Origin of the sequence: Lysinibacillus sp. NPDC059133, assembly GCF_042755925.1 — a bacterium.
Taxonomy (GTDB): Bacteria; Bacillota; Bacilli; order Bacillales_A; family Planococcaceae; genus Lysinibacillus.
In genome coordinates this window covers 31131-55847 of the sequence record NZ_JBHZDH010000005.1, presented here as the reverse complement: position 1 = coordinate 55847, position 24717 = coordinate 31131, and the positions used below count along the sequence as shown (strand labels likewise).

At 37.5% G+C, this 24717-nt stretch carries 20 protein-coding genes and 1 pseudogene; 4 read left to right on the top strand and 17 right to left on the bottom strand.

Features of this window, described 5'->3' with window-relative positions:
- Nucleotide 1: 1 nt before the first annotated feature.
- From nagA to ACFXN8_RS04200, 15 genes are all read right to left on the bottom strand, one after another.
- On the bottom strand, nucleotides 2-1147 hold the full coding sequence (gene nagA / locus ACFXN8_RS04270) for an N-acetylglucosamine-6-phosphate deacetylase (protein ID WP_386843039.1): 1146 nt from the start codon (nucleotides 1145-1147) through the stop codon (nucleotides 2-4).
- 185 nt (nucleotides 1148-1332) lie between these two features.
- A complete protein-coding gene (gene nagE / locus ACFXN8_RS04265) occupies nucleotides 1333-3279 on the bottom strand; it encodes an N-acetylglucosamine-specific PTS transporter subunit IIBC (protein WP_386843036.1) in 1947 nt (648 codons plus the stop codon).
- A gap of 267 nt (nucleotides 3280-3546) precedes the next feature.
- Nucleotides 3547-4494, bottom strand: a complete 948-nt coding sequence (locus ACFXN8_RS04260) for an ABC transporter permease (protein ID WP_386843034.1) — start codon at nucleotides 4492-4494, stop codon at nucleotides 3547-3549.
- A complete protein-coding gene (locus tag ACFXN8_RS04255) occupies nucleotides 4463-5386 on the bottom strand; it encodes an ABC transporter ATP-binding protein (protein ID WP_386843032.1) in 924 nt (307 codons plus the stop codon). The genes ACFXN8_RS04260 and ACFXN8_RS04255 overlap by 32 nt, the downstream gene beginning before the upstream one ends.
- 5 nt (nucleotides 5387-5391) lie before the next feature.
- Nucleotides 5392-6087, bottom strand: a complete 696-nt coding sequence (locus tag ACFXN8_RS04250) for an ATP-binding cassette domain-containing protein (RefSeq protein ID WP_386843030.1) — start codon at nucleotides 6085-6087, stop codon at nucleotides 5392-5394.
- 10 nt (nucleotides 6088-6097) lie between these two features.
- Nucleotides 6098-6454 carry a GntR family transcriptional regulator gene (locus ACFXN8_RS04245; RefSeq protein ID WP_376076230.1) on the bottom strand — a complete coding sequence of 119 codons (357 nt, stop codon included), beginning with the start codon at nucleotides 6452-6454 and terminating at the stop codon, nucleotides 6098-6100.
- Nucleotides 6451-7230, bottom strand: a complete 780-nt coding sequence (locus ACFXN8_RS04240) for a hypothetical protein (RefSeq protein WP_386843028.1) — start codon at nucleotides 7228-7230, stop codon at nucleotides 6451-6453. The genes ACFXN8_RS04245 and ACFXN8_RS04240 overlap by 4 nt, the downstream gene beginning before the upstream one ends.
- Nucleotides 7231-7780: 550 nt before the next feature.
- Entirely contained in the window at nucleotides 7781-9331 is a 1551-nt protein-coding gene (locus tag ACFXN8_RS04235) for a hydantoinase/oxoprolinase N-terminal domain-containing protein (RefSeq protein WP_386843026.1), read from the bottom strand.
- Nucleotides 9324-10427, bottom strand: a complete 1104-nt coding sequence (locus ACFXN8_RS04230) for an S-methyl thiohydantoin desulfurase family protein (protein ID WP_386843024.1) — start codon at nucleotides 10425-10427, stop codon at nucleotides 9324-9326. The genes ACFXN8_RS04235 and ACFXN8_RS04230 overlap by 8 nt, the downstream gene beginning before the upstream one ends.
- The gene (locus ACFXN8_RS04225; RefSeq protein ID WP_386843022.1) at nucleotides 10424-11692 is read right to left on the bottom strand and encodes a cytosine permease; all 1269 of its coding nucleotides are present in this window, start codon (nucleotides 11690-11692) and stop codon (nucleotides 10424-10426) included. Before ACFXN8_RS04225 ends, ACFXN8_RS04230 begins: the two co-directional genes overlap by 4 nt.
- A gap of 132 nt (nucleotides 11693-11824) precedes the next feature.
- Complete coding sequence (locus ACFXN8_RS04220; protein WP_386843020.1) at nucleotides 11825-13426, bottom strand: PucR family transcriptional regulator; 1602 nt, start codon at nucleotides 13424-13426, stop codon at nucleotides 11825-11827.
- Nucleotides 13427-14074: 648 nt separating this feature from the next.
- Nucleotides 14075-14833 carry an ABC transporter ATP-binding protein gene (locus tag ACFXN8_RS04215; RefSeq protein WP_386843018.1) on the bottom strand — a complete coding sequence of 253 codons (759 nt, stop codon included), beginning with the start codon at nucleotides 14831-14833 and terminating at the stop codon, nucleotides 14075-14077.
- Nucleotides 14834-14836: 3 nt separating this feature from the next.
- Complete coding sequence (locus ACFXN8_RS04210; RefSeq protein ID WP_386843016.1) at nucleotides 14837-17155, bottom strand: ABC transporter permease; 2319 nt, start codon at nucleotides 17153-17155, stop codon at nucleotides 14837-14839.
- The gene (locus tag ACFXN8_RS04205; protein ID WP_386843199.1) at nucleotides 17140-18438 is read right to left on the bottom strand and encodes an MFS transporter; all 1299 of its coding nucleotides are present in this window, start codon (nucleotides 18436-18438) and stop codon (nucleotides 17140-17142) included. Before ACFXN8_RS04205 ends, ACFXN8_RS04210 begins: the two co-directional genes overlap by 16 nt.
- Nucleotides 18431-19081 carry a TetR/AcrR family transcriptional regulator gene (locus tag ACFXN8_RS04200; RefSeq protein WP_386843014.1) on the bottom strand — a complete coding sequence of 217 codons (651 nt, stop codon included), beginning with the start codon at nucleotides 19079-19081 and terminating at the stop codon, nucleotides 18431-18433. The genes ACFXN8_RS04205 and ACFXN8_RS04200 overlap by 8 nt, the downstream gene beginning before the upstream one ends.
- A gap of 220 nt (nucleotides 19082-19301) precedes the next feature.
- Between ACFXN8_RS04200 and ACFXN8_RS04195 the strand changes: the two genes are divergently transcribed.
- On the top strand, nucleotides 19302-20165 hold the full coding sequence (locus ACFXN8_RS04195; RefSeq protein WP_386843013.1) for a pentapeptide repeat-containing protein: 864 nt from the start codon (nucleotides 19302-19304) through the stop codon (nucleotides 20163-20165).
- A gap of 289 nt (nucleotides 20166-20454) precedes the next feature.
- On the top strand, nucleotides 20455-20652 hold the full coding sequence (locus ACFXN8_RS04190; RefSeq protein WP_386843011.1) for a hypothetical protein: 198 nt from the start codon (nucleotides 20455-20457) through the stop codon (nucleotides 20650-20652).
- Between the two features lie 369 nt (nucleotides 20653-21021).
- Here ACFXN8_RS04190 and ACFXN8_RS04185 read toward each other — a convergent pair whose 3' ends face one another.
- Nucleotides 21022-21471: a DUF1569 domain-containing protein gene (locus ACFXN8_RS04185; protein WP_386843009.1), complete on the bottom strand. Its 450-nt coding sequence runs from the start codon at nucleotides 21469-21471 to the stop codon at nucleotides 21022-21024.
- A 277-nt stretch (nucleotides 21472-21748) separates the two neighbouring features.
- Nucleotides 21749-23140: a MocR-like pyridoxine biosynthesis transcription factor PdxR gene (gene pdxR, locus ACFXN8_RS04180; protein WP_376076301.1), complete on the bottom strand. Its 1392-nt coding sequence runs from the start codon at nucleotides 23138-23140 to the stop codon at nucleotides 21749-21751.
- Between the two features lie 110 nt (nucleotides 23141-23250).
- On the opposite strand from pdxR, the pseudogene ACFXN8_RS04175 reads away from it, so the two are divergent.
- Both ACFXN8_RS04175 and ACFXN8_RS04170 read left to right on the top strand, forming a co-directional pair.
- Nucleotides 23251-23340 (top strand): annotated as a pseudogene (locus ACFXN8_RS04175) (DMT family transporter); the annotation flags it as partial.
- A 151-nt stretch (nucleotides 23341-23491) separates the two neighbouring features.
- Complete coding sequence (locus ACFXN8_RS04170) at nucleotides 23492-24700, top strand: MFS transporter (protein WP_386843007.1); 1209 nt, start codon at nucleotides 23492-23494, stop codon at nucleotides 24698-24700.
- Nucleotides 24701-24717 lie beyond the last annotated feature (17 nt).

Sequence of the window (24717 nt, the reverse complement as noted above, 5' to 3'; positions counted from 1 at the left end):
CTTAGGCTTCGTAAATTACCTTGCCAGCCTTAATCGTTTGTTGCAACATTAACTGTTCATCCAGAATCACAACATCTGCATCAAATCCTTGTTCGATTTGTCCTTTGTTAGTCAGTTTTAATTGTTTAGCTGCATTGTAACTCGACATTTTAACTAGTTCTTCTAACGTGCAGTTCGTAATGAATTGCATATTACGTACAGCTTGGTCCATTTTTAATACACTACCAGCAAGAGCACCATTTGATAAATGGGCACCACTTTCGGAGACGTGAACCATTTGACCACCTAAGTCATAATCCCCATATGGCATTCCTTTTGCTCGCATTGCATCGGTAATTAAAATAATACCATCTGCCCCTTTTAAACGATATGCCATACTTACGGCATCCTTGTGCATATGGATAAAATCAACAATGATTTCTGCCTTCATTTCTTCTAATAATAATACGCCACCGACAACACCTGGATCTCGATGATGGAATGGGCGCATTTGGTTGTATAAATGTGTGCCCTGTGTTGCACCATGCTGAACCGCTTCTTTCATTTGTTCAAATGTTGCATCAGAATGACCAATTGATACGACCACACCGTTTTCTGCAATTGCTTGAACTACCTCAAATCCATTTGGTTCTTCTGGCGCCATTGTAATTTCTTTAATTTTATTGCCGCTTAAGTTTTGCCATTTTGTAAATACAGCGAAATCAGGAGCTACAACATATTCAAGCGGCTGTGCACCTACACGCTTTTTTGATATAAAAGGACCTTCTACATGAATACCTAGAAGTTCTGCTTCATCTGGATTTGAAGTAAACTGCGCAATATTTTCAAGGGCACGTTCAATATTTTGAAAGCTTTGTGTCATCGTCGTTGCTAAAAAACCTATTGTGCCTTCTTTTGCAAGTGATTTCGCCATCGTATGAAGACCTTCATTCGATGCATCCATCGTGTCCATTTGAGCAGAGCCATGAATATGCATATCGATATAACCAGGGAATAAAAATTTCCCTGTACCATCTATTTGTTGCACATGATCTGCGTTAATTCTTTGCGCAATCAGAGCAATTTTCCCATCCTTTATGAAAACATCGACACATTCCTTTCGTCCATTTCCATTGACGACTGTGATGTTACGGATTAATAATTTCATTAAAAACATCTCCTAGGATTGATAGAAGATACTGTCCTAAAATAGTATGTTTGAAGCGATACGATCCGCGTAGAATTCTGTGGGATCAACAGGTGACCCATGCTTCCCCACAGAAAATAAAGCGGATTAACGATTAGCATGTTCATTTTGTTAGATGGACCCTTTTAGACAGCATCCCTTGTTTGTTACTTCTTCATCGAAATAATGTTATGAGAACCTGCTCGTTGGAAACCAGTTTTTTCTAGTGTAATTTCTTGTCCCATTAAACTTGTGAAAACAACTGGTGTGACGATAGACGGTACTTTGTCTTTAATACGCTCAAAATCAACTTTTAATAAAGTATCACCACGTTGAATTAATTGACCTTCTGTCACCATCGCTTCAAAACCTTCACCATTTAGAGTGACCGTATCTAAACCGACATGAATTAATATTTCTACACCTGTATTAGATTTTAAGCCGATCGCATGCTTCGTTGGGAAAACCATTACTACTTGACCATCAAATGGCGCATGAACTGTACCATCCTTTGGATGAATACCAAAACCTGGCCCCATTATGCCTGACGAGAATGCTTCATCTGGCACGTCAGATAACGGTATTAAATCTCCTGTAATTGGCATTTCAAAATCATTGGAAGGATTTGTTCTTTCTGCTACTGTTTCTTCTTCAACAGGCGCTTCTTTTTGTACATCTACATTTGAAGGCGCTGGATTCCCCTTTTTCAGGCGATCTTTCATGGCTTCTGCCAAAAACTCTACAGATGTACCGATAATTACTTGTACATTTGTCTTACTTATACGCATAACACCACGCGCACCCGTTTGTTTTAATGTTTTTTCATCCACCTGATTCGCATCACCTACAGTCATACGAAGACGTGTTGTACAGTAATCAACTTGCTTAATATTTTCTTGTCCACCTAATGCTTCGATTGTATGGAAAGCACGTACATCTAAATCATCAGAAACAGCTGAAGTAACATCTGTCCCTTCTTCATCTTCGTCTTCACGACCAGGTGTTTTTAAATCTAACTTCTTGATTAAGAAATAGAAAACGACAAAGTAAATTGCCCCGAAACCTAATCCTAATGGAAGTAATAGCCATGGACTATCTGCTAAACCAAAGTTTAAAAGATAGTCAATTAAACCTGCGGAAAAAGCAAAACCGTCCCGGAATCCAATCATATAGGCAACGGCGAGCGAAATACCTGTTAAGACTGCATGAATCCCATAAAGTACTGGTGATAAGAACATAAATGTAAATTCAATAGGCTCTGTTACACCTGTTAAAAATGCTGTTAACGCGATGGATACGAACATTCCACCGACTACTGCACGATTTTTCTTTTTCGCTGCAAAGTACATCGCAAGACACGCTGCTGGTAATCCAAACATCATGATTGGGAAGAAACCTGCTTGGAAATGTCCTGCTGATGGGTCTCCTGCTAAAAATCGATGAATATCTCCTTTGACAAGTTCGCCTGCAGCATTTGTAAATTCACCAAAGTCAAACCATATGATTGTATTAATAACATGATGTAGACCGACTGGAATTAATAGACGATTAAAAAAGCCATACAACCCAACACCAAGTGATCCAGCACCGATTAACCAGTTCCCTACTGAATCAATACCACCTTGAATTGGTCCCCATATAACAGCTAAAATACCTGCTAAAATTGCCATAGTGATGGACGTTATAATTGGCACAAAACGCCGTCCTCCGAAGAATGACAGCCATTCTGGAAATTTCACATTATAGAATTTGTTATAAAGTAAGCCTGCTGTAATACCTGCAATAATACCACCGAATACACCCATATTCAGGTCTTCATTTACAGATCCTAATACTGCGACTAACACCAGATGTGCAATGGCGCCCGCTAATGCTGCACCACCACTATTATCATGTGCTAGACCCATCGCGATACCAATCGCAAATATAATAGATAAATTACCCAAAATCGCATCACCAGATGCTGCCATAATACTTGCAATATGCTTAATAACGTCATTTGACACTGCACCAAGCATGTCATCAGAGCCTAAGCGTAACAATATTGCGGCTGCTGGTAATGTAGCGATTGGAAACATTAACGACTTACCGATTTTTTGTAAAAAAGTTAACATTATTATCCCCCTTTGGTATAGTTGTCTAGACCACTTAATAGAAAAAAAAGCGTTTTCATTAAGTTGTTGCTATCAATTATATTACCACTCGTAAAAAAAATAAACATTATTTTTGAAATGAAGGAAGGGATTCAACGATTTTATTCAATTATACCCAAACATAATTTATTTATAGGGATGTATCATCGTATTGCCATTGAAACAAAGTGTAGCCCAATTGGAAGCTTTTCTTCAACCAATGGGGCTACACTTCATTCATTTTTTTCTTTACGCTGTGACGTCACGTTTCATAAAGGACATATAGCTGATCGCAAGGAAAAGAACAGCATAAATCGCAAGGATTGTGAGTGAGAATGGCATTGTCATATCTGGTACTATAAAATTACCAGTTTCATACTGTGTTAAATCTGAATGTGTTATCCAAATATATTTAACGATTTTAAATTTACTTAAGAACACCACAATCATTCCACCTGTAAAGGATAGGAACATCGTTAAGCCAATCGCTAAAGAACTTGAACGGAAAACTGAGCCCACTAAGAAAGCAAATAATACTGACATGACAAAATTTCCACCCGAAAGCAAATAGTAATATGCCAAATCATTCCATACGGCTTTTTCAACAACCTGACCGTTGACTACTTCTAACTCAACACCAGTTGCACCACCAAATAGTATTAGCCCAACTAGAGCGCTTACTATGACATTAACAACAATTAAGAATAGCCCAAATATGAATGTTGTTAATAATTTTGAGGTTAATATTTTTGCACGCGAAGCCGGACGCGTTAAGAGCATTTTAATCGTACCAGTAGAGAATTCACTAGATACAATACTAGCTGCAGTAATAACCGTAAATAATGTCACTAAAGTCAGCATGCCACTTGCAAATGACATAAAGCTTGCTACACTTCCATCTTCTAGAGAAGGCACATCATTTGCTAATCGATACTCAGAAATAGCAATTTGCTCTTCAAAGTGTTGTTTATTCTCTCCCGATACATCATCACCTTTCAACATTTCTTTATAATCATTAATAGCCGTCTGTTCTGTTTCCTGCCACGTTTTATCCTCTGTCGTTTTTGTTTCATAGTATTTCATCATAATACCAGGACCAATAATAAAGAGGATTAATAGCGCGACCATTGCCCAAGTTCCTTTTTTATGCCATAATTTCATCCACTCATTTTGAATTAGCTTCAGCAATTTGGCCACCTCCTGTCATTTCTAAGAATTGATCCTCTAACGTTTTTTGATGCGGTTGTACGGCAAATAATTGAATGCCATCATTGACAAATTGCGTGATGAGTTGCGGTATAGCCTCTTTCGTTATTTCCACCACGTAACCATTATTCTCTGCATCATAATTGTAATTGAGCTTTTGTAGGAGAGCTGCAGCCTGATTATTTGGTGTAGCTTCAATATAATAAAACGAAGAAGTTTCAATGTTCATATCACGAATATCGATCAGTTTTCCATTTTGTATGACCGCTACTCGATCACACATTAATTCAATTTCGGATAATAAATGGCTGGAAACAAATACAGATACGCCATCCTCTGCCGCAATTTTACGCAAATACATACGAAACTCGCGGATACCTGCTGGGTCTAGACCATTTGTTGGCTCATCTAAAATTAAAAATTTTGGTCGATGAAGGAGTGCCTGAGCAAGTCCTAAACGTTGACGCATCCCTAACGAATACGTCGATACCTTTTCATGAATGCGTTTCTCAAGACCAACTTGTTTAACGACCTCTTCAATACGCTCTTTTGTAACGTTTTTATGCATACGCGCAAAGTGCAGTAGGTTTTTATAGCCCGTCATAAATTTATACATTTCCGGATTTTCTACAATTACACCGACCTTACTAATCGCTTCCTCATAATTATCCTGTAAGGAAATCCCATCAATAATGACTTTTCCTTCGGTTGGATTCATAAGACCTGTCATCATACGAATTGTCGTCGTTTTCCCTGCGCCATTTGGTCCTAAAAATCCAGTGATTTGCCCTGGATATAAATCGATATTCAATTGCTGAATCAATTGCTTACCACGAATAGTTTTTGATAAATTTTGCAATTGAACAATTGGTTGTGTTGTCATAAATTTCACCCTTTCTTATAAAACGCCTTCATCCATTGCACAGCATCCTTATTCGAAACATCTCGAATCGTCTCTACTTCCTCTTGTGCCATAATCGAACCATTTTGCAATAAAATGATTTGATCTAGAATAGGCTCTACCTCATATAACTCATGCGTTGATAACAATATTGTTTGGTGTTCAATATCTGTAAATTGAATTAACCCTTTAATGAGCTGTTCACGAACAATTGGATCCAGACCTGAGAATGGCTCATCCATTAAATAAAAAGGTACTTCTCGCCCAAGCGTTGCGGCCATTTTCATCCGACCACGGTTCCCCTTTGATAATTGCCGTAGCTTCACATTTTTATCAACTTGTAAAAACTCTGCAACAATACAAGCCTTATCATACGAAAAATCTTCGAATTGAGAGGCATAGTGCTGAAAAAGCTGCTCACCTGTATAAAAATCAAAAAACAAATCAATATCTGGTAAATAGGCAATTTCATCAGCATTTCTGCGTGTAACAGGCTCTCCATTTAGCAATACCTCACCACTTGATGGACGTAATATGCCGGCCAACACTTTTAATAGTGTCGACTTGCCACTACCATTTTCTCCAACAAGCCCAATGATTTGTCCAACAGGAATGGAAAAAGACACATCTTGTAAAATAGGCTTTTTCATATAACGAAAAGAAACATATGATAGCTGTAGCATTTATTTCACCTCACGATTTATTTTGTAAAACAACGAGCATCTCTTCCTTTGAAAATCCAAGTGCTTCAATGGAAGTTAAAAAATGATCTGCCAGTTGATTTTTCATATCTTCCCGTAATAGAGCAATTCGCCCATCATCGGTTGTAATAAATGTACCTTGACCTCGTTTGGTTTCCGTTATATTCATCGCTTCTAACTCCTTATACACCCGTTGCACAGTATTTACATTGACACCTGTTTCCACTGCATACTCTCGAACCGAAGGAAGTCGATCCCCAAGCACTAGCTTCCCTTTCAAAATGTCCCCACATATCCGATCGACAAGCTGGCTATAGATGGGCTTATCACGTGAAAAGTCGATTGTCATCGTAAAACCACCTTTTCAAGCCACTTTGTCGCTATGATAAATAAAATCGCTACAAAAATGATCGTTGCTACTTCTTCTACGACATACATTGTCTTAAAGTTGAACTGAAATGATGGTAACTGTGGAAAAAATTGCTCCAGAGTAGTTAAACGAATCCCTATATGATGGAAAATTTTATCATACAATTTACTCTCTGTAAATTTCAACCATTCATTCATACTAATGAAAAAGGCCACCATCGTGATCACAATGGAAAAACTTCCAATAAAGTGTTTCATTTGGAGATTCAATGCTAAAAATAGTAGCAGTATCACAAACATCATCAATTGAAGAATAACTATAATGGCTACAAAAAATAAAAGTAGTAAAAGTAATTGTGCGAAGTTGCCTATAATTTCATCTTTGACTTTGTAAATAGCTATACTCACAAAGATAAAATTAAAGATCGCGTATCCAATTATGGAAAATACGATTTTCACACCTACAAGCTGTGCAATGGAGCTAGTTGAATGCAGCCATATCTCTTTGTTCTTTAAGTCATGACGCATACTAGCTAGGAATTGTAATATCGAAAAAAATCCACCTAAGACTAGTACTAGTATCGAGAAGGCAAATGACGCCTGATTTTCCAACGCAAATTCACCACTAAACCGCCTTATTAAATATGGAACTACCATTGACAGCATGATCCCTATAAAAACCCCTACAAATAGCCATGTCCTATAGAGGACCCATTCCTTTTTTAAATTTCCTGCAAATTTTTTCAAAATAAACACCTCGTGTCATAGTGTACTAGTTAAATATTACACTATGACTTTTATGTTTGCAAGTATTAAATTCAAAAAAAAGGAAGAGCCTTTAAATTTTAGGCTCCTTTCTTCATGTTGTAATGAATTTAATGTTAATAAAGTATGCACCTTTTGTAAGATTGGAGGTGATTTCCTGAGGGCGTCAAGTCTTCACTCTAATCAACTTATCCACATGACTGACGTTTTAACAAAACGTCATCCAACTTTACACTTTTACGTTTTATCGCCCAACTTTTTAGATTTATCTACTAACTTTTGCATTTTATCACCCAACTTTTTAAATTTATCGACTAACTTTTGCGTTTTATCACCCAACTTCTGAATTTTATCGACATCCGCCTTCCAAAGAGCAAAAAAAGATTCACACAGAAAAGCTGTCCGTTAATTCGGAGGCGATTTCTGATTCCGACTGGGCGATTAAAAAAGGCAGTAACGACAAGAATTTGTCCCTTGTCGTTACTGCCTAATTCTTTAAATTGTTGTCGTTGATTTGACAACACAGTGAAGAAAGCCACATCTAACTCATTTTCCCTACCACTTTAACTTTTAATCTCGTTGCATTTTCGGGGTGATAAGCAAGGGGTGTTTCTTCTACTTCCACTAACTCAATCGTCTCAGTAAGTGCTCCTGCTAAAACAGCTTGTTTCACTGCTTTTTCTTGAGCATCCTTCAATGAAGTCTCACGTGGCTCTTTAGAATAAATATAAATCTGTTCATATTGACCACTAATTTGAGCAATAGAGGCACCAATCGCATTTGCCACAGTCCCATTTTCAAATTTAACAATATTGGAGACTCCTCGAAGAGTATCCGGAACAATGATACTGCCTCCACCAACTAAGACAAGCTGAACATCTTCTGATGAAGTTTTCATTTTATCAATAGCTTGTTCAATTAATGATGATATTTCTAATTGCGCTTCTTTTGCGAACTCTTCATCAATATGCGTCACTAAACGACTATCACCAACATTAGCTAATCCAAGACGAACAGCGATGTCTGTTGTCGTAAGAGTATTCCCTCCGAAAACAAATGCTTCTTCAGAAATTTTGTACCCGACGCTATCAGGTCCAACCGTAATTTCCCCATTATTTACTCGGACAATACTGCCCCCACCTAGCCCAACAGAAATAATATCTGGCATTCTAAAATTTGTGCGAATATCCCCTACTTCTACTGCTACCGAAGACTCCCTTGGAAATCCGTCCTGTAAGACCCCAATATCAGAAGTCGTTCCACCAACATCTAAAACCATCGTATCTTTGATTTTTGCTAAATAAGAAGCGCCACGTATGCTGTTCGTCGGTCCACATGCTATCGTTAAAATCGGGAATTGTTTAGCATAATCGATTGACATTAAAGTTCCATCATTTTGGCATAAATACACTTTGGCATTGAAAATCCCTTCACCTTCTAACGCATGAACAAAGCCTGTCGTTGTCGTTTCAATTACTTTGCATAAGGCTGCATTTAAAATGGTTGCATTTTCACGTTCAATTAAACCTACTGAGCCAATCAACGACGAACAGGAAATTGGGAATTCTTCTTCATAAACTTCTTGTATTAGACTGCGAACCCGTATCTCTTGATCATTTTTGATGGAGGAAAAGACACCAACTATCGCTATGGAGTCCACTTTTTCACGCCAGTCTTCAAGAAGTGATTGAATCTCGTCTTCATCAAGCTCGCCTAAAAGTTGACCATCGTATTCATAACCACCATGGACTAAGGCATAATTCCCTGATAGTTTTTCAATCATATCTTTCGGCCATGCAGTATATGGAAGTACAGAGGCGGTTGCTGGATATCCTAGACGGATTACACCGACTTTCGCTAATTTTTTACGCTCTACAATGGCATTTGTACATTGTGTTGTGCCTAACATTGCATGCGTAATTTTCGTTTTATCAATGTTCGATTCTTGTAATAGGTTTCGTAAAGCTGTTTCAATACCAGTTTTAATATCTAAACTCGTTGGCGATTTAACACTATGAATGAGATTGCTATGTTCATCTAAAATAATGGCATCCGTATTCGTCCCACCAACATCGATTCCAATCTTATACATGTTCAGTTACCACCTTTTTAACCAATTCCTCAATTGGAGCATAATCGTAATCATAACCAAAATAGTTTGGACCTACTGTTGCTATTCCTTTATCAGTCCGCCATTTTTCATTGGCTGGCAATCCAATTACTCGGACACGCTTACCGTATTTTAAACTTTCCGTTGTCACTGGCAATAAAGTTTCATAATCTACTAAACAAATTAAATCAGGGGTCATTGCTACAACCTGATCATTTTTCTCAGCAATAAGGTTTTCATTTTGAAAATGAACCTTCATATTTTCGTTTTTATTGACTTCCATACCTTCCAAATTCATTGTCCCAAGGTTAAATCCACCCTTCGTTTCTCTAATCACATCGACAATTTTACCTTGGAATAATTCATAGCCAGAAACTAGCTGTAGTAATTCATGAAGTTTATCTTTCACATTTCTATTTTTGGAAGCAATAATTTCACCGATTTTTTCTGAAAGTGTAATGATATGATGAACGCCGCTCTTTTTAATCTGAGCTCCAGTCGTTGGGTACAAGCTAACTAAAGAGCTAGCGCCCATTTCAACTGTTGCTGAACGTGCTATTCGTTCTGTCCATTTATTATTAATCGTTTCAAAAATCCCGATATTTCCTTTTTCGTCTGTAATAGCCATCGGTGTTGCAGAAATCCCATCTAAATTAAAGGTCACCATTTGCAATTCTGGAAATGCACGTCCCATGCCATCACAGTCAATGAGTGGGATATCCAGTTGTGCCGCTACGACAATCGGGATCATCGAATTCACTCCGCCTGCTTCCATTGGATATGTTCCTGTAACCTTTTCTTTCCCAATATACTTCGCTAGTTTTTGAAAAACTTTAACAAACTCATCTCCACGCGGAAATTTCTCCACTAAAACTGAAGGTGCACCCATCATAGCTGCTGGAATAAAAAAGTCGTCATCTTCAATTTCATCAACTGAATACAATTTAACTGGTCCATTTTTTTCAATGGCAGAAAGAGCCATCATTTTCCCGATATAAGGGTCCCCCCCTCCGCCTGTTCCTAAAAAGGCGGCTCCAATCGCAATATGTTCAATAGCTTCTTTATCTAAATATCTCATCTATTTTCCTCCAATACGACCGTTTTTTGTACGGATATACGATAACCGAAATAATAAATAACAAATGAAATAACAATACCAATTAATGGCTGATTAGGTAATTGAGGCATGCTAGGGAATAACGATAAAACAACCGGAATACTAGCAATCACTGCACCAACTAGCCACGAGAAAACACCTAAACGATTGACACCGTCAACTTCCTTCCAGCTTGTTTTATCCCCTTTATTCATTACCCAATAAGAGGCAATCATAACGCCTGCAACTGGAGGAATCATCGCTGATAAAATCGACATAATCGGTGTAAAGTAATTTAAAATACCGATCACGGCAAGTAAAGTCCCAATCGTTCCAGCTAGGCCAATCGCCATTTTTTCTTTGTCCTTCGAAACGTTAAAAACATTAATTAAGGCGATTCCTCCTGATATTGCATTCACTAAATTGGTTTTCCATGTGGCTAAAATCAAAGCGACACCACCGATTAATGGAGTAACAATATTAAGAAAGACAGCCGTAATATCACTTGTTTGATAAGCGATTGTTAAAACGGCTCCCACAGCAATCATCAATACTCCAGCTGGTATAATTCCAAATGTTGCTGCTTTAAAAACATCCGAGCGTTTTTTGGAATATTGGGAATAATCGCCCGCGATTACTGCCCCAAGTGCAAATGAACCAATCGTTATAGCTAGTCCATCCGAAAAACTCATGTTATTTTTAGGTTTGTAGTCCAACATAAGCTGTAGATTGTCTCCAGATAAAGCTTGCACTAAACCTAGTAGACAAATGACAATTAAGAAAGGAACTGCAATATAACTTAAGACACGTAGCACTTTGATGCCATAAACAGCTGAAATTACCATCACCAAACCACTAAGTAAAGAGGCTAACGGAATAGGTACATTCATATCATACGCTGCTAACAAATTAGCTAACGCAACTCCGCAAACGTTGGCTTGAATGCCAAACCAGCCTAAGCAAGCAATCGCCAAAATAATAGAAAGAATCGTCCGTGATCCTTTTTTACCAAACACTTGTCCAGCGACATGAACGGTTGGCTTTCCTAGATCACTACTTTGCATTCCTTGAAAAATCATGATGATTACTACAATTGCATATCCAACAAAAGACACGGCTAATGCCTTCGTTAAACCCATACCAGAAATCAATGTATTCCCAACTAATAAGCTTGGTATACAAATCATTGCGCCTGCCCATATAATCCCTAAACTATACCAAGACTGACCTTGCCCATCTTTCTCCATATCGTCCCCTCCTTTATCGGTAGTTCATTAGTTAATGTTTTTTATTATAAAAGAAGGTATAGAGGTGAGTCTTTTTCAAAAATGAAAAAAAAGTATGAATTTTTATCTTTTTTGACAAAAATTCAGACTTTTCTAACCATTAATTAGGCGATAGATCATGCAGGCCATATATACATCGTAAAATTCCGAATAAACCGTTACATCGTTGCCAATTAGTTCACTAATTTTTTTTATACGATACTTCACTGTATTTTTGTGAATGTATAAGTTTTTCGCACACTCATCAAAACTACCATTTGCATCTAAAAGAAATGCAACTAATGTATTTAGGGACTCTTTATCATTTAAAATGGGCTCAATAACGGAAAGGGATTCTTCAATCATTTCTTCTCCCTGTTTACTTAAATCAATGGCTCGCTTCATCGATCGAAGTTCTGCGGCAGTAAACAATTTGCGCATAGGATAGATGGTATGAACTTTCTCTCCTACTTGATTCACCAATTGATACATTTGACGTACAGCTTTAGTATTTTTCATTTTCGGTGAGTAAACGATTTCTGATATTTGGGAGTAATAATTAGTTGTTTCAATAAACTCAGTAGCAATCTCATATTCATGAAGTTTATACAAGCCATTTCCTAAAAGAACAATAATACAACGATCAATGCATTGAATCACTGTCGTTTGATAATACTTTGAAAGTTGCTCTTCCAGTTCATCCCTAATTTTCTTCTCTTCTGATACATCGTTAATATAAATTAGCCACATCATTTGAATAGCAGAAACATCGATATTTAGCATGTTAGCTAGTCTTCGCATTTTGTCGCTTTCATCATTAATAATCGCTTTTACTAATGCATACTCACTAACTTCATCATGCTTGTCGCCCCAAAGATTAATGGCCACTTGGACAACTTCACTAATTTTTTCAATGGTCTTCGCTGGTAAGGGTGTGTTCTCTTTAATAACAAACAAAAGTAGCTGTTCCCCATTTTTTTGCTGAACACTTTTATATTCAACGACACACGATAAATCGCTTCTTTGTAGTTCTAGCTTTCCCTTTTCTTTATTTAGATGACTTTGTGAAAACTCCTGTAGTACTTGCCAAACATCTAAAGATGAATTTCTTGGCCACATCACTTGATTCACAATATCAAAATTACTGTTTGTCAGTACAATGTTAGCTTTCAGGCGATCAGATAGCATTTTCAGTGTGATTTCTACACTTTGTAAATGCTCTGGTAGCAAGCTGACCTTTTCTAAAGTTTCCTTCACAAACTGATCATTGACAGCCTGATTACTAACAATTGCTTCCATCACTTCATAAATGACCTCATTATAACGTAGAGAGTAATCATTTTTAGGCATACAAATAATGATAAAACCTTGAGAGTCTGCTAATTGCAGTACCTCTTCTGGAATTTCAGGTAAAACAATTCCCACATAATATAAAATAAGACCCAATTCGCCAAGATCATGTAAGTGTTGAATGGTTTTACATTGTTGTTCTACACTATCTCTAATTGAATAAAAAGAGCTAATGACTAGCTCTTCCGCATACCACTCTTCCTGGACGGATTGGATAATCGTAGATAAAAAATCTACATTCGAAACTTCTAACACAGATAAAGATGAGACCGTACGATTAAGATTAATTTTACCCGTTAAAACTTCTGCCCCTCTAAATGATGGCAATTGTAGTAAATCTTTTACCGTTACCCCATTTTCCTTCACCACTACTTCTTGTTGTATTTTTTATGTACTATCAGGTGTGTTTCTCATAGAGTTAACAAGCCTTGCTAAAAATACAGCATCGTATCCTTAAGAAGAAGAATACCACATTCCCTGTTTTTGAAGAAGAGATAGGTAATATATCCAGTGTCATCGGCTATAACTTCATACACGATTCTCAAATATTTGCTAACAACTTATTTTGAATTACATCTTACCGTTTTTTCTTTATCATTTCTTCAATCCTATCAATCAAAATACCCATTCCCAACAGTATGAAAAGAAAATAAATATTTAAAGTAAATAGAACTGTTATATCCTAATGCGTAGACTAATCCAATTATAATACAGATTATACTTAAAATAATAATGCTATTTCCAGCTTTCATAAAAGGCACATCTCCTATGAATTTATTTTGTAAAAATGAAAATAGTTGTTTCAACCAATCATTCTACTATATTGTCTCTTCAACGGAATCAACATCTGAATAAATTTTCTTTTTATATACTGAAATAAAAGCAGAGGTAGGTTTGTAAACCAATTCCCCTGCTTTTCTCTAAGACTAATCATTTATTGCCAACTCGGTACGTAACTACTATAGAAATCCTACATTCTTCATTGTGAGATTCGGTGTTAATTGATACAGCAACTCATATTCCGATTTCCCACATTTTCTCCGTTACTTTCCCTACTCTGCCATCAATATTCGTTCCATCAAATTTTGGAAGTTTCAGTTCACTGACGATTTTTCCATCGCACATAAACATCACACGCTCCGTCCGCGCCGCAACCTTTGCATCGTGAGTGACGAGCATAATCGCAGTACCGCCAGCGTTGATTTCGGTAAAAATGTCCATGATCTCCTGGGCTGATTTTGAATTAAGTGCACCTGTAGGCTCATCGCCGAAAATGATTTTCGGGCTGTTCAAAAGCGCACGACATATCCCCGCTCGCTGAAGTTGACCACCCGAAACTTGTGTAATGTCACGCATTTCAAGCTCCGCAATGCCTACCCTCTTCATAAGCGCTCTTGCCTTCTCTGAAATTTTCGCAACGTTTTTTCTGTTATCACGGATGGATGGTAGAATAATATTATCAAGAATATTCAGATTTTTAAGCATTGTTGGTTGTTGAAATACAAAGCCCATTTTAGTTCTACGTATATCTGAAAGTTCAACCTCTCCAACTGCCGATAAATCACTACCATCAAAAGTAACCCTTCCACCATTAACGCTGTCCATGCCACTCAATGCAAACATGAGCGTTGATTTTCCCGAGCCCGAGGGTCCCATGATTGCAACAAACTCACCCTCGTTTATTTCAACGGACGCTCCGTCTAGAACATTGCGCTTTTCATCACCCTCGCCGAAAGACTTTACAATATGTTCACCGATTATAATCTTCTTCATAAGCTACTCCTTTATATTTTCGGATATTTTTATTTTCCCCACGTCCCATGTGCCAATTATTGTTGTGATCAGTACCGAACAAATCATCAATAACGGACAAAGTACATACGCCGAAAGTGGATTGATTGAAAAACTAAACGATGACGCCCCGAACGAGGTGATAACCGCACCTGTAAGTACCTCTCCAAGAGTGTTTGCCATAAGGGTGCCCAGGACAATTCCGATAATGGCTACGAAAACCGCTCGTGAACCATACTGTACCGTCATATCGGAGTTTGTAAAACCTAGTGCTTTCATGACAGCAATCGAATATCTATCCTTTGCGACAAGCATTTTCATAAACAATAGTGTCACTAGTACCGTTATTATGAGCGCTATAGCAATTGCAGCAATGGAGGTCTTTTCAACTGATTTTATTGTCGAACCGAATGTTTGTTTAACAAATTCATCAATATTGGAGATTTTAGCAAAAGTAAATCGGTCCGCATATTTAGAGATTTTCTCATCGACAAGAGTTTTATCTGAAAGCTTTGCACAAATAACGCTCCACATTATATTTTCCGAATTGTCAGTAAAAACAGCCTTTGCCGTTTTACCACCGTTAGTAATGTCGGAATAAATGCCACTTACCGTGAGCTTACTCTCCTTCCCCTTTATTATGACCGTAATGGTATCGCCGACTTTTTTGCTCATTTCTTCGGCGTTCAAAGCCGAAAGTGCAATCTCCTTTTCTACAGCGGGTGCTCTTCCCTCTGTATATTCGATAGGGAATATCGAGTGGTCGCCAAGTTCGATTTTTATATTTTCCTCCGAACCGTCTTCCGTTTTTGCTTTGAATGTCTTTGTTGTAAGGATGGTATACTTTGAAATGGAATTGTCGCTGTTCATATATTCTGAAATTTCCGCAGTTTTTTCAGGAATTTGATCCGTCTGCTGAATATCAATACGAATATCGTAGTTTCCAATACCCATATATTTAATGAAGCTTGTTGAGGAAATCGTGTTGTAAAGGTTTTGTGGAACAATAATAATAAATGCTGAAATGACAAGTACTGCAAGCATTGTGGCATAAAGTCTTTTCCTTGCGAGAACATCTTTAATACCAAGAAAAATGTTTGTGTTTAACAGCTTATTTTTGTATAGGCAAAAACGTTTTACGCCTGTGTTTTTTTCCTGTGAAGTGCCAAAGCGTATCGCTTCTGCAGCAGATATTTTCCGGAAGCGTCTTAGCATTCCGCTTACATAAGCGATTATTGCGAGGAATACAAGCAGTATGCCGATTATGCCTAATGCCGAAGCAAAAGAAGAGTTTTCGCTTTCCCCCATATTAAGCCGGATGTTTTCAAGAAGCATGTTTTTGAACATCAACGAAAGTGCATAACCGAGAATACTCCCCCCTGCCGCAATTGCTGCGTACTTTGCAAGATAAATTTTCTTAATGTCGGAAAGGTGTAGCCCTAATGCCTTCATAACACCAATATCACGGTAATCGTCTTCGATTTTCGCAAGGAGTGTAAAGCGGATGCACAGAAATGCGATAGCAACGACAAGAACGCTTATAAGAAGTATAACTGCTATCATGATCCCGTCGGAAAGTGCATTAAGTGTTTTGAAAAGTGGATATGTAATCGTTGGTCCGTTCGCTTCAAGACCTGCGGAAGCATAAGCAGTTTCAAATTCACCAAGCGCCGATAAATCCTTTAGTCTAAACTCTATCAAATACTCCATACTCCCATGGCTTTTTATTTCCGCATAATCATTTTGACTAACAAGAAATCTTTTTGAGGAAGACAGCATAGAATTCATCTGTGAATCGCGAAGGAAGCCCGCAACAGTAAATTCCTTTCCGCCTATTATCGCTTTATCACCGACTCTTGTGGTGTTGTCCTTCATATAGTTAATTGGAACATAGAGCTCGCCATCGGATACGTTTATAATGTTTCCGTCAAGATCAAGAAGATAATCAAATTTTTCACTCTGTATGCTGAAACCATTGTCTTGCACATTATTCGCAAGCGAACGATCACCTAAAATAATTTGCCCGTTATCCATGTTCAGAAACTCAAGCACTTGAAATTCATCGACATTGCTGTTTTGCTCCGCGAAATTTGCAAGCCGGACAGTATCGATATCTCCCGAGTGCATTTGCATAAAATGCGGCGTTTTCGCCTGATTCATAAGTGAATCGATAGCACCAGAAAGATTAACCATAAGTATCGCCGATAAAGAAACGAGCATAGCCGCAGCCGCGACAAATAACGTTGTTGTCAGCGTTATCAGTTTGCTTTTAGAAATGTCATTACGGATTAATCTGAAATACATACGTCACCTCTGTTTTCAAGCTTTTTCACTGATTTCAAATTGAACAAAATAAATGAAGTAATACTTAATAAAATTCCAGCGATTATGATGAGGAAGCCCGTTCCTCTGCCTTGACCTGTACCGGTAATTTTCCCTACGCTGTCTGCAAGCAATCCGCCGTCCACTAGCAAAGGCGTAAACACATAATCCGCAAGTACCCCTGAAAGCGCATAGGCTGCTACAAATCCAAGCTGTGAAATAACCCCAATAAGTGACCATGCTCTGCCCTGAACGGCATTATCAATGTTGGTACGAACAAGAAAATCTAATGTTGAGTTTGCAAATGGCATCATGGCAAAAAAGAAAAAACCTGAAATACAGATTAGAGCTATATTTTCTCGAAGTCCGAATACCGCCATAAATATTCCTTCAAAAAACAGCGAAAACGAAAGAATTTTCACATACCCTTTTTTGATTGGAAGAAATCCGATGATCACACTAGATACGAGCATCCCTGTAGCGACAAACGTTTCCACCGTTCCTATTACGGAGCTGCTCGTAAAAGTAAGCAACATCGGAATGGAAAGTGTTTCAATAATTCCAAGATAAAATGTCAGCACCGATGTCATCATTACAAGAACGAGCACACCTCGATTTTCAGAAACTGCACGCCAACCATCTTTGAACTCATGGAAAAATGATTGTGTCTGTTCGTATGTCTTTGAAGCAAGCCCTTTACGTACTGCAAGAGCTGATGTTACGGTTACAAAGAATGTACAAATGTCGATGACAAGCAAAAGCTTTATATCCGAAACGGTGAGCAAAAATCCCGCAATGATGGGTGAAATCAAATATTTTGCAGAACCCGCCACCTGGACTAAACCACTTGCCTTTGTGTATTGTTCCTCGGTCAGTAAATCCGTAACCGTAGCCTTGTATGCGGGATCAAGCAGCGATGAAAACACCGAGCTTATTGTAACTCCCACACAAATCTGCCATAACAGTGCTTCCCCGCTAAGCATACAGATAAGAATATAAACAAGTCCTATCGCTGAAAGACTGTCGCCTAACACCATTAAAAGTCTTCGATCATAACGATCCGCAAGCACTCCTGCTACAGGGCTTAATAGAAGCGAAGGCATAAACGCAAGTAAGGTTACAAGCGCCATTGCCGATGCCTTTCCCGTCTGTTGGAAAACATAAATACCAAGCCCAAACGCTGTAAGCCCGTTTCCTATTGCTGAAATTAGTTGTCCTGACCAAAGCAGAAGAAATTTTCTAAAAAACCTCTCAGAATCAACCATCGTTGTTTCCACTTTCTTCACCCCCATTGCCAAACATCTTCATCATGTACATAAGGCTTCCACTTTCGACACCGAGCAGTCTTTCTACGTTGAAGACAAAAGCTGGTATTCGTGCAGCACGTTCTTCCTCGGTTATATCAACCATATCATCATCAAAAACGGTATTCGTATAGGCCACAATCATTTCCATACATTCATACGGATACGGCGTACTGAATAGTCCTTGCTCAATCCCCTCACGGATTATGTCCGTCAGTATCGGGGGAAGGCCGTTCATAATAACCTTTTGTATTTTCTGATGCATAAGCGCATTCTGAGGCTTATGTATATGGTCAATAATTTCCTTACCATTTCCGCCACTTATGTTTAATGCCATTACAACACGAATAATACGCTCGTTAACGTGGATGCTCTTATTGGCTGCAATTTCTTTTGCAGCACCTAGAATTTGGGCATTATACCGCTCAATTAACGCGTCCATAATATCCTCCTTCGACTTGAAGTGATAATATAACGTTCCCCGTGCAATACCAACCTTTTCGAGAATATCGTTAGTACTTGTGCCATCGAAGCCCTTCTGACCGAAAAGCTCATCCGCTACATCAAGTATTTCGTTTCTGCGTTCTATCGCTTCTTTTCTCATTTTTATGCCTCCTCACTAGACCGACTGTCTGTCGATAAAAATTATAGCATTTTACAATAAATTGTCAATAGAGTGTTCCGGATTTGTAAAAAACTATCAATTTATTTCCTGATCATCTAGAGGTAAACGATAAATTCATCCATACAAAAATATCCTTTTGTTCATAATAAGTGATAGAATTAAATGTAAAAAGTTTATGTGTTAAGAGAGGTAAACAATAATGTCAGAAGTAAAAAAAATAGATTATACGATGGGAAAAAAGATACGTGAAAGCTTACAGGCAGATTGCCAAAGCTGTTTTGGTCTATGCTGCACGGCTTTAAATATTGCCGCTTCTAGCGACTTTGCTATTCATAAAGCAGCTGGGACACCTTGCCCTAATCTACAATCAGATTTTAGCTGTCAAATTCATAGTAAACTTAGAGATCAAGGGTTTAAAGGATGTACAGTTTTTGATTGTTTAGGGGCTGGACAAAAGGTTTCACAAACAACCTTCCATGGACAAGACTGGCGACAATTCCCTGAAGTTTCCGAGAAAATGTTTCGTGTCTTTCCTATGATGGAACAACTTTATGAAATGATTGCCTACGTAGCAGAGGCTTTATCGTATAACGTAGATTCATCACTATATAACAAACTACATATACAATTAGAACAACTACAGCGTGCAACAGAGCTAGAAGCTGATGCATTACTAGCAATAGATATTCCTAATTTCCGACTGCCAGTGAATGTTTTACTGTTAGAAACAAGTGAGCAAATTCGCCAAAGCCTTATCGTAAAGATTGGAAAAAACGTTCGAAAGTATGATAATCGCGGGGTTGATTGGATTGGGAAGAATTTAAAAGGCAAGGATTTGAGAGCAACTGATCTTCGAGGATCTTATTTAATTGCTGCCAATCTACATAATGCTGATTTAAGAGGTGTTGATTTTATTGGCGCGGATTTACGTGATGCCAATTTACGCGATGCAGACCTTTCAACTAGTATGTTTTTAACCCAAATGCAAATTAATTCAGCACATGGCAATCTTCAAACAAAATTACCCTCCCACCTGAAACGTCCTTCTCATTGGGAACAATAACTTGAAAAAGGGCAGATGAAAGTAATTCATCTGCCCTTCAGACGGTAGACCATGCATGTTGGAGTATCAGATAATTCGTTTCAGCTCAACATGACGGCTTTCATTCCGAATTTCGGTAAATCAGTTGTGACTGTTTTGACAGCCCTCCCATTTCATGCATACGCATTTATAGAGAAACGTTTCGCACCCACAAAGTGTTAAGTAATTAAATTAACCACCGTTCTAAAAAATCCCCTAGTTATGTTATGCTTTGAAATATAACAATCCACATTTTAGGAGGAATCTATATATGAAAAAACATACTACAATTGGAAAATTCATTTATTGGATAGGCTTCTTTATGTGTTTGAGTGGACTTGGAACGTCACTCGGTTCACTTAATTACAATTCATTTATTCCGAATAAATCCGTAGCACTACTATTCATTATTATAGGAATTGCTTTTTTGTTAACTTCAAACTTTTTTAAAAACAGAACTAATCGATAACCAAATATTTTTTCTCTACTGCACAATTACTTTCAGATATTCACTCAATATAGTGATCTTTGAAATCTTTTGGAGGACATAGTTCACCATTTCCGTAATCTGAAGGTTTACCTTTGTTTCTTCCTATTTTAGATATATCTCCAACTTCGATTTTATGCTCTAATTTAATCCCAATTAGTTGTTCAACTACTTTTGGAGAAAATCACTTACCATAAAATGACATTGAATATCCATATCCTTTATCATCATCAAACCCACTTTTCATATATTCTAATACAACTCACTTCTTCATTCAGGAACAGAAAATCCTTCTTCAACTAAGCCGCTTTCTTCTAATGATGCACATCGTTTCATTTAGTTTTTCAATGTTTAAACTCCAAACTGTTTAAAATGGTGGTCAAGGTGCTTGTATATTCCTTTACCCCATTGCTCCGGAGTAAGTTTCCCAAAAAAAGGATGAGGATGAGTTGTGCACTTCTCTGGTCCGTTATTTTGAAATGTGATAATTTTTTGTTTAAGCTTTTCTTTTTCTGTCTCAAATTCTCTATCATCTGCAATCAAAATGGTTGGAATAGTAGACAAATTATGGGGCAATGTCTTGTCATTGTAAATGATTTGTTTTGCAAACCTCCCTACTATTATTCCTAACCAATTCCTTGGTGGAAAAGAATTTCCCATTGCAATGTCTTGGAAAGATGAACAATGCGCTAGCATTTGGGCAACATCCATTTTTCCCCATTGCGGTTGTGAATTCGGACTTAATTTGTCAATACGCTTTAAAACTTCTGCTGTATGAATAGGATTAAAAATATTTTTCATTAGTGCTTATCTCCTTTAATTATAATGAGACAACCTTCCTAACTTATTTGGCCGATTATGGAATAAGAAAAAGCCTGATTTGATACAGTGGTGTCCAGACAACCGCTGAAATAAGTTAAATTATCTGTGCTGGTCGAGGAGAGTCTAATGGTGCAATTTTTTTCTTACTAAAACGGAATTCTCCTAGGAAGTTAAAATGTTCCCAGCCTTATGGGAAACTTTAGGGGGTACTTTAAAATCTTAACTTAATACCGATGTGGTGCTATCCCTAATAAGACTACAACCAAATTTTTGCTAGTTGAGATACTCCATTTATTATCTCTTCTTCAGATAGATTACCCAATCCAAGTAAAATATGTGGATATTGTGGTTTATATTTCGAGAAAGTTTGTGAGCAAGGATTAACTGCTATTCCGTGTTCATATGCCCTTTCAATTAGCATTTTTTCACTCATTTTTGTTTTAACTTCAATAATAACGTAAATCCCTGAGTTACCACCTTTTATTTCAACATAATTTTTAAAGTGTTTTAGTAATTCCCTTTTCAATAGATTCATTTTACGTTTATACAAAGCTTTCATCTTCCTTAAATGTGAGTACCAATATCCCTCATTCATAAAGGTCGCCAATGTTCTCTGGTGAATAGATGAGGATGTTTGCTCAAGCAAAGGAAGGATCTTTTTATATTCACTTACTAGCCTCGTTGGCAAAACCATATAACTAACACGGATAGAAGGTAGCAGTGCTTTTGAAAAAGTTCCTAAATAAACCACCCTATCATTAGAATCTAAACTTTGAAGAGACGGTATAGGTTGATGGATGTAACGAAATTCACTATCGTAATCATCCTCAATAATATATCCTTCCACCCTTTTTGCCCATTGAATTAACTTTAATCTTTCATTGACGGGGATAGTTACTCCATATGGAAAGTGGTGAGTAGGAGTGACATATAAAAGTCTAGAAGGCGACTTTAAAAGGCGCTCGACTTGAATGCCTTGTTCTGTTACCGGAATCGGATCAATAATAAATGACTGAAGAGCAAATAGTTCCCTTGCCACATTATATCCAGGGTCTTCTACTGCCAAATAATGATAGTCCTGCTTTAGCAACAGCGTCAAAAGTAATAATAAGTGTTGTGTACTACTGCCAATAACAATCTGTTCAGTAGACGTATTAACCCCTCTTGATTGAAACAAGTAATCTGCTAGTGCCTTTCTTAATTGAATATCTCCTTGTTTTTCTCCGTATGAAAACATGCTAGAGTCTTTAAGGACTTTGTTTGTGAGCATTCTCCATGTTTTCAAAGGGAAGTTCGCTTGATCCACTGTCCCCATCTTAAAGTCAATCGTTTTTATGTCAGTTTGATTTTTTTCATAATGCTGTTTTCTAATGGGTGCATAATTAAGCGTCTCATCCGATATAGTTGCATCTACAAAAAACCCCTTTTTGTTCTCACTTCGAATATATCCTTCCGATTGCAATTGTTCATAGGCTAACTGAGTTGTGTTTCTGCTAACCTCTAATTGGAGAGCAAGTTGTCTAATCGATGGCAACTTTGTATTCCACTCTAATTTACCAGATAAAATCTGAGTACGTATGTATTGATAAACTTGTTGGTACATAGGGGTGTTACTTTCTCGATTGATAATAAATATTAGTTCATTCATCATTGAAATACCTCATCTGTCATTTGTGTTTATTGTAAACTGTACCTTTTAGAAATGACAGTATCAATGAATAATAAATTTAGAAAAAATTTTGATTTGGCAGGTAGCTTATGACAATAGTTATGTACATATTTTGTTTGATTGCATGGGGACTCAACTTTATAGCAGTAAAAATTCAAGGAACTCCTTTCAGTTTGGACACCCGTTGAAAGGGCTTAAATCTGCATTCACCTCACCGCCTATTGAGGTAGGAGACTTCTGTACCTGTCGCTCGCTTTCGGTACATAAAACATCTGTAGCTGACGCTTCGCTTTCGTTACAAGGAATAATATTATATGGGAGGTGGAAATATTGGATAAACCCCGATTATGGACAAGGGATTTTATCAGTATTGCCATTACTAATTTTCTCGTGTTTACAACATTTTTTTATTTATTGGTCACACTACCGATATATGCTTTACAAGAATGGCATGGCGCCGAATCTGATGTAGGACTTATTACTACAGTTTTTTTGATTGCATCCATCCTAACACGCCCATTTGCAGGTAAATGGATCGAAAAGGCAGGAAAGTATAGCGTTTTTATAAGTTCCCTCATTGTTCTTTTCGCAGCTTCAATTTTGTATTTTATTCCACAATCTTTGATGGGCTTACTCATTCTTCGCTTTTTTCATGGAATTGGCTTTGGAATGGCCACAACGGCCACTGGTGCAATTGTGGCTGATCTCATCCCTGAATCCCGCAAAGGAGAAGGAATGGGGTACTATGGACTAACGCTAAATCTTGCTATGGCTATTGGTCCCTTTTTGGGTTTGACTGTTATGCAACAAACAGCGACAGATGTAATGTTTATCATAAATGCATGTTGTGCTTGCTTTGCACTCGTTGCAGGATTATTTGTTAAATTACCTAAGAAAGCTTCTATGCCAGAACGGGCAATTGAACAAAAAAAAAGTATGAAAATTGGAGATTACTTGGAAAGTTCCGCCATTCCTGTATCATTGATTTCAGCTTTCTTTGGACTGATTTATTCAGGAATTATTTCCTTCGTATCCATATATGCTAAAGAGCAAGGTTTAGTGGAAGCTGCTGGTTATTTCTTTGTTGTGTACGCAGTGGTCCTTTTAATTTCACGACCTTTTACCGGAAAATGGTTTGATTTGTTTGGGGCAAATATGATCATTTATCCCGCTATTTTATGCTTTGCAGGCGGTACGTTCTTATTGAGTGTATCGAATACGCCCTTGTTATTTCTTACATCAGCAGCCCTTATTGGAGTTGGGTGGGGAACTGTATTTCCCAGCTTTCAAACCATTGCCATTCAAGTAGCACCTCCTAAAAAGAGGGCATTGGCTACGGCTACATTCCTTTCTATCTATGATTTTGGGTTCGGCATTGGATCATTTATCTTTGGTATTGCCGCAACTAAAATTGATCATGGATCATTATATTTTTATTGTTCATTCCTGATAATAATCGGAATTGGTGTTTATTATTTACTGCATGGTAGACTATCTTCACGTTCTATTGTGAAAAAGGTAAAGAAAGAGATTGTTTAGGGTATTTTTGGCCAAAC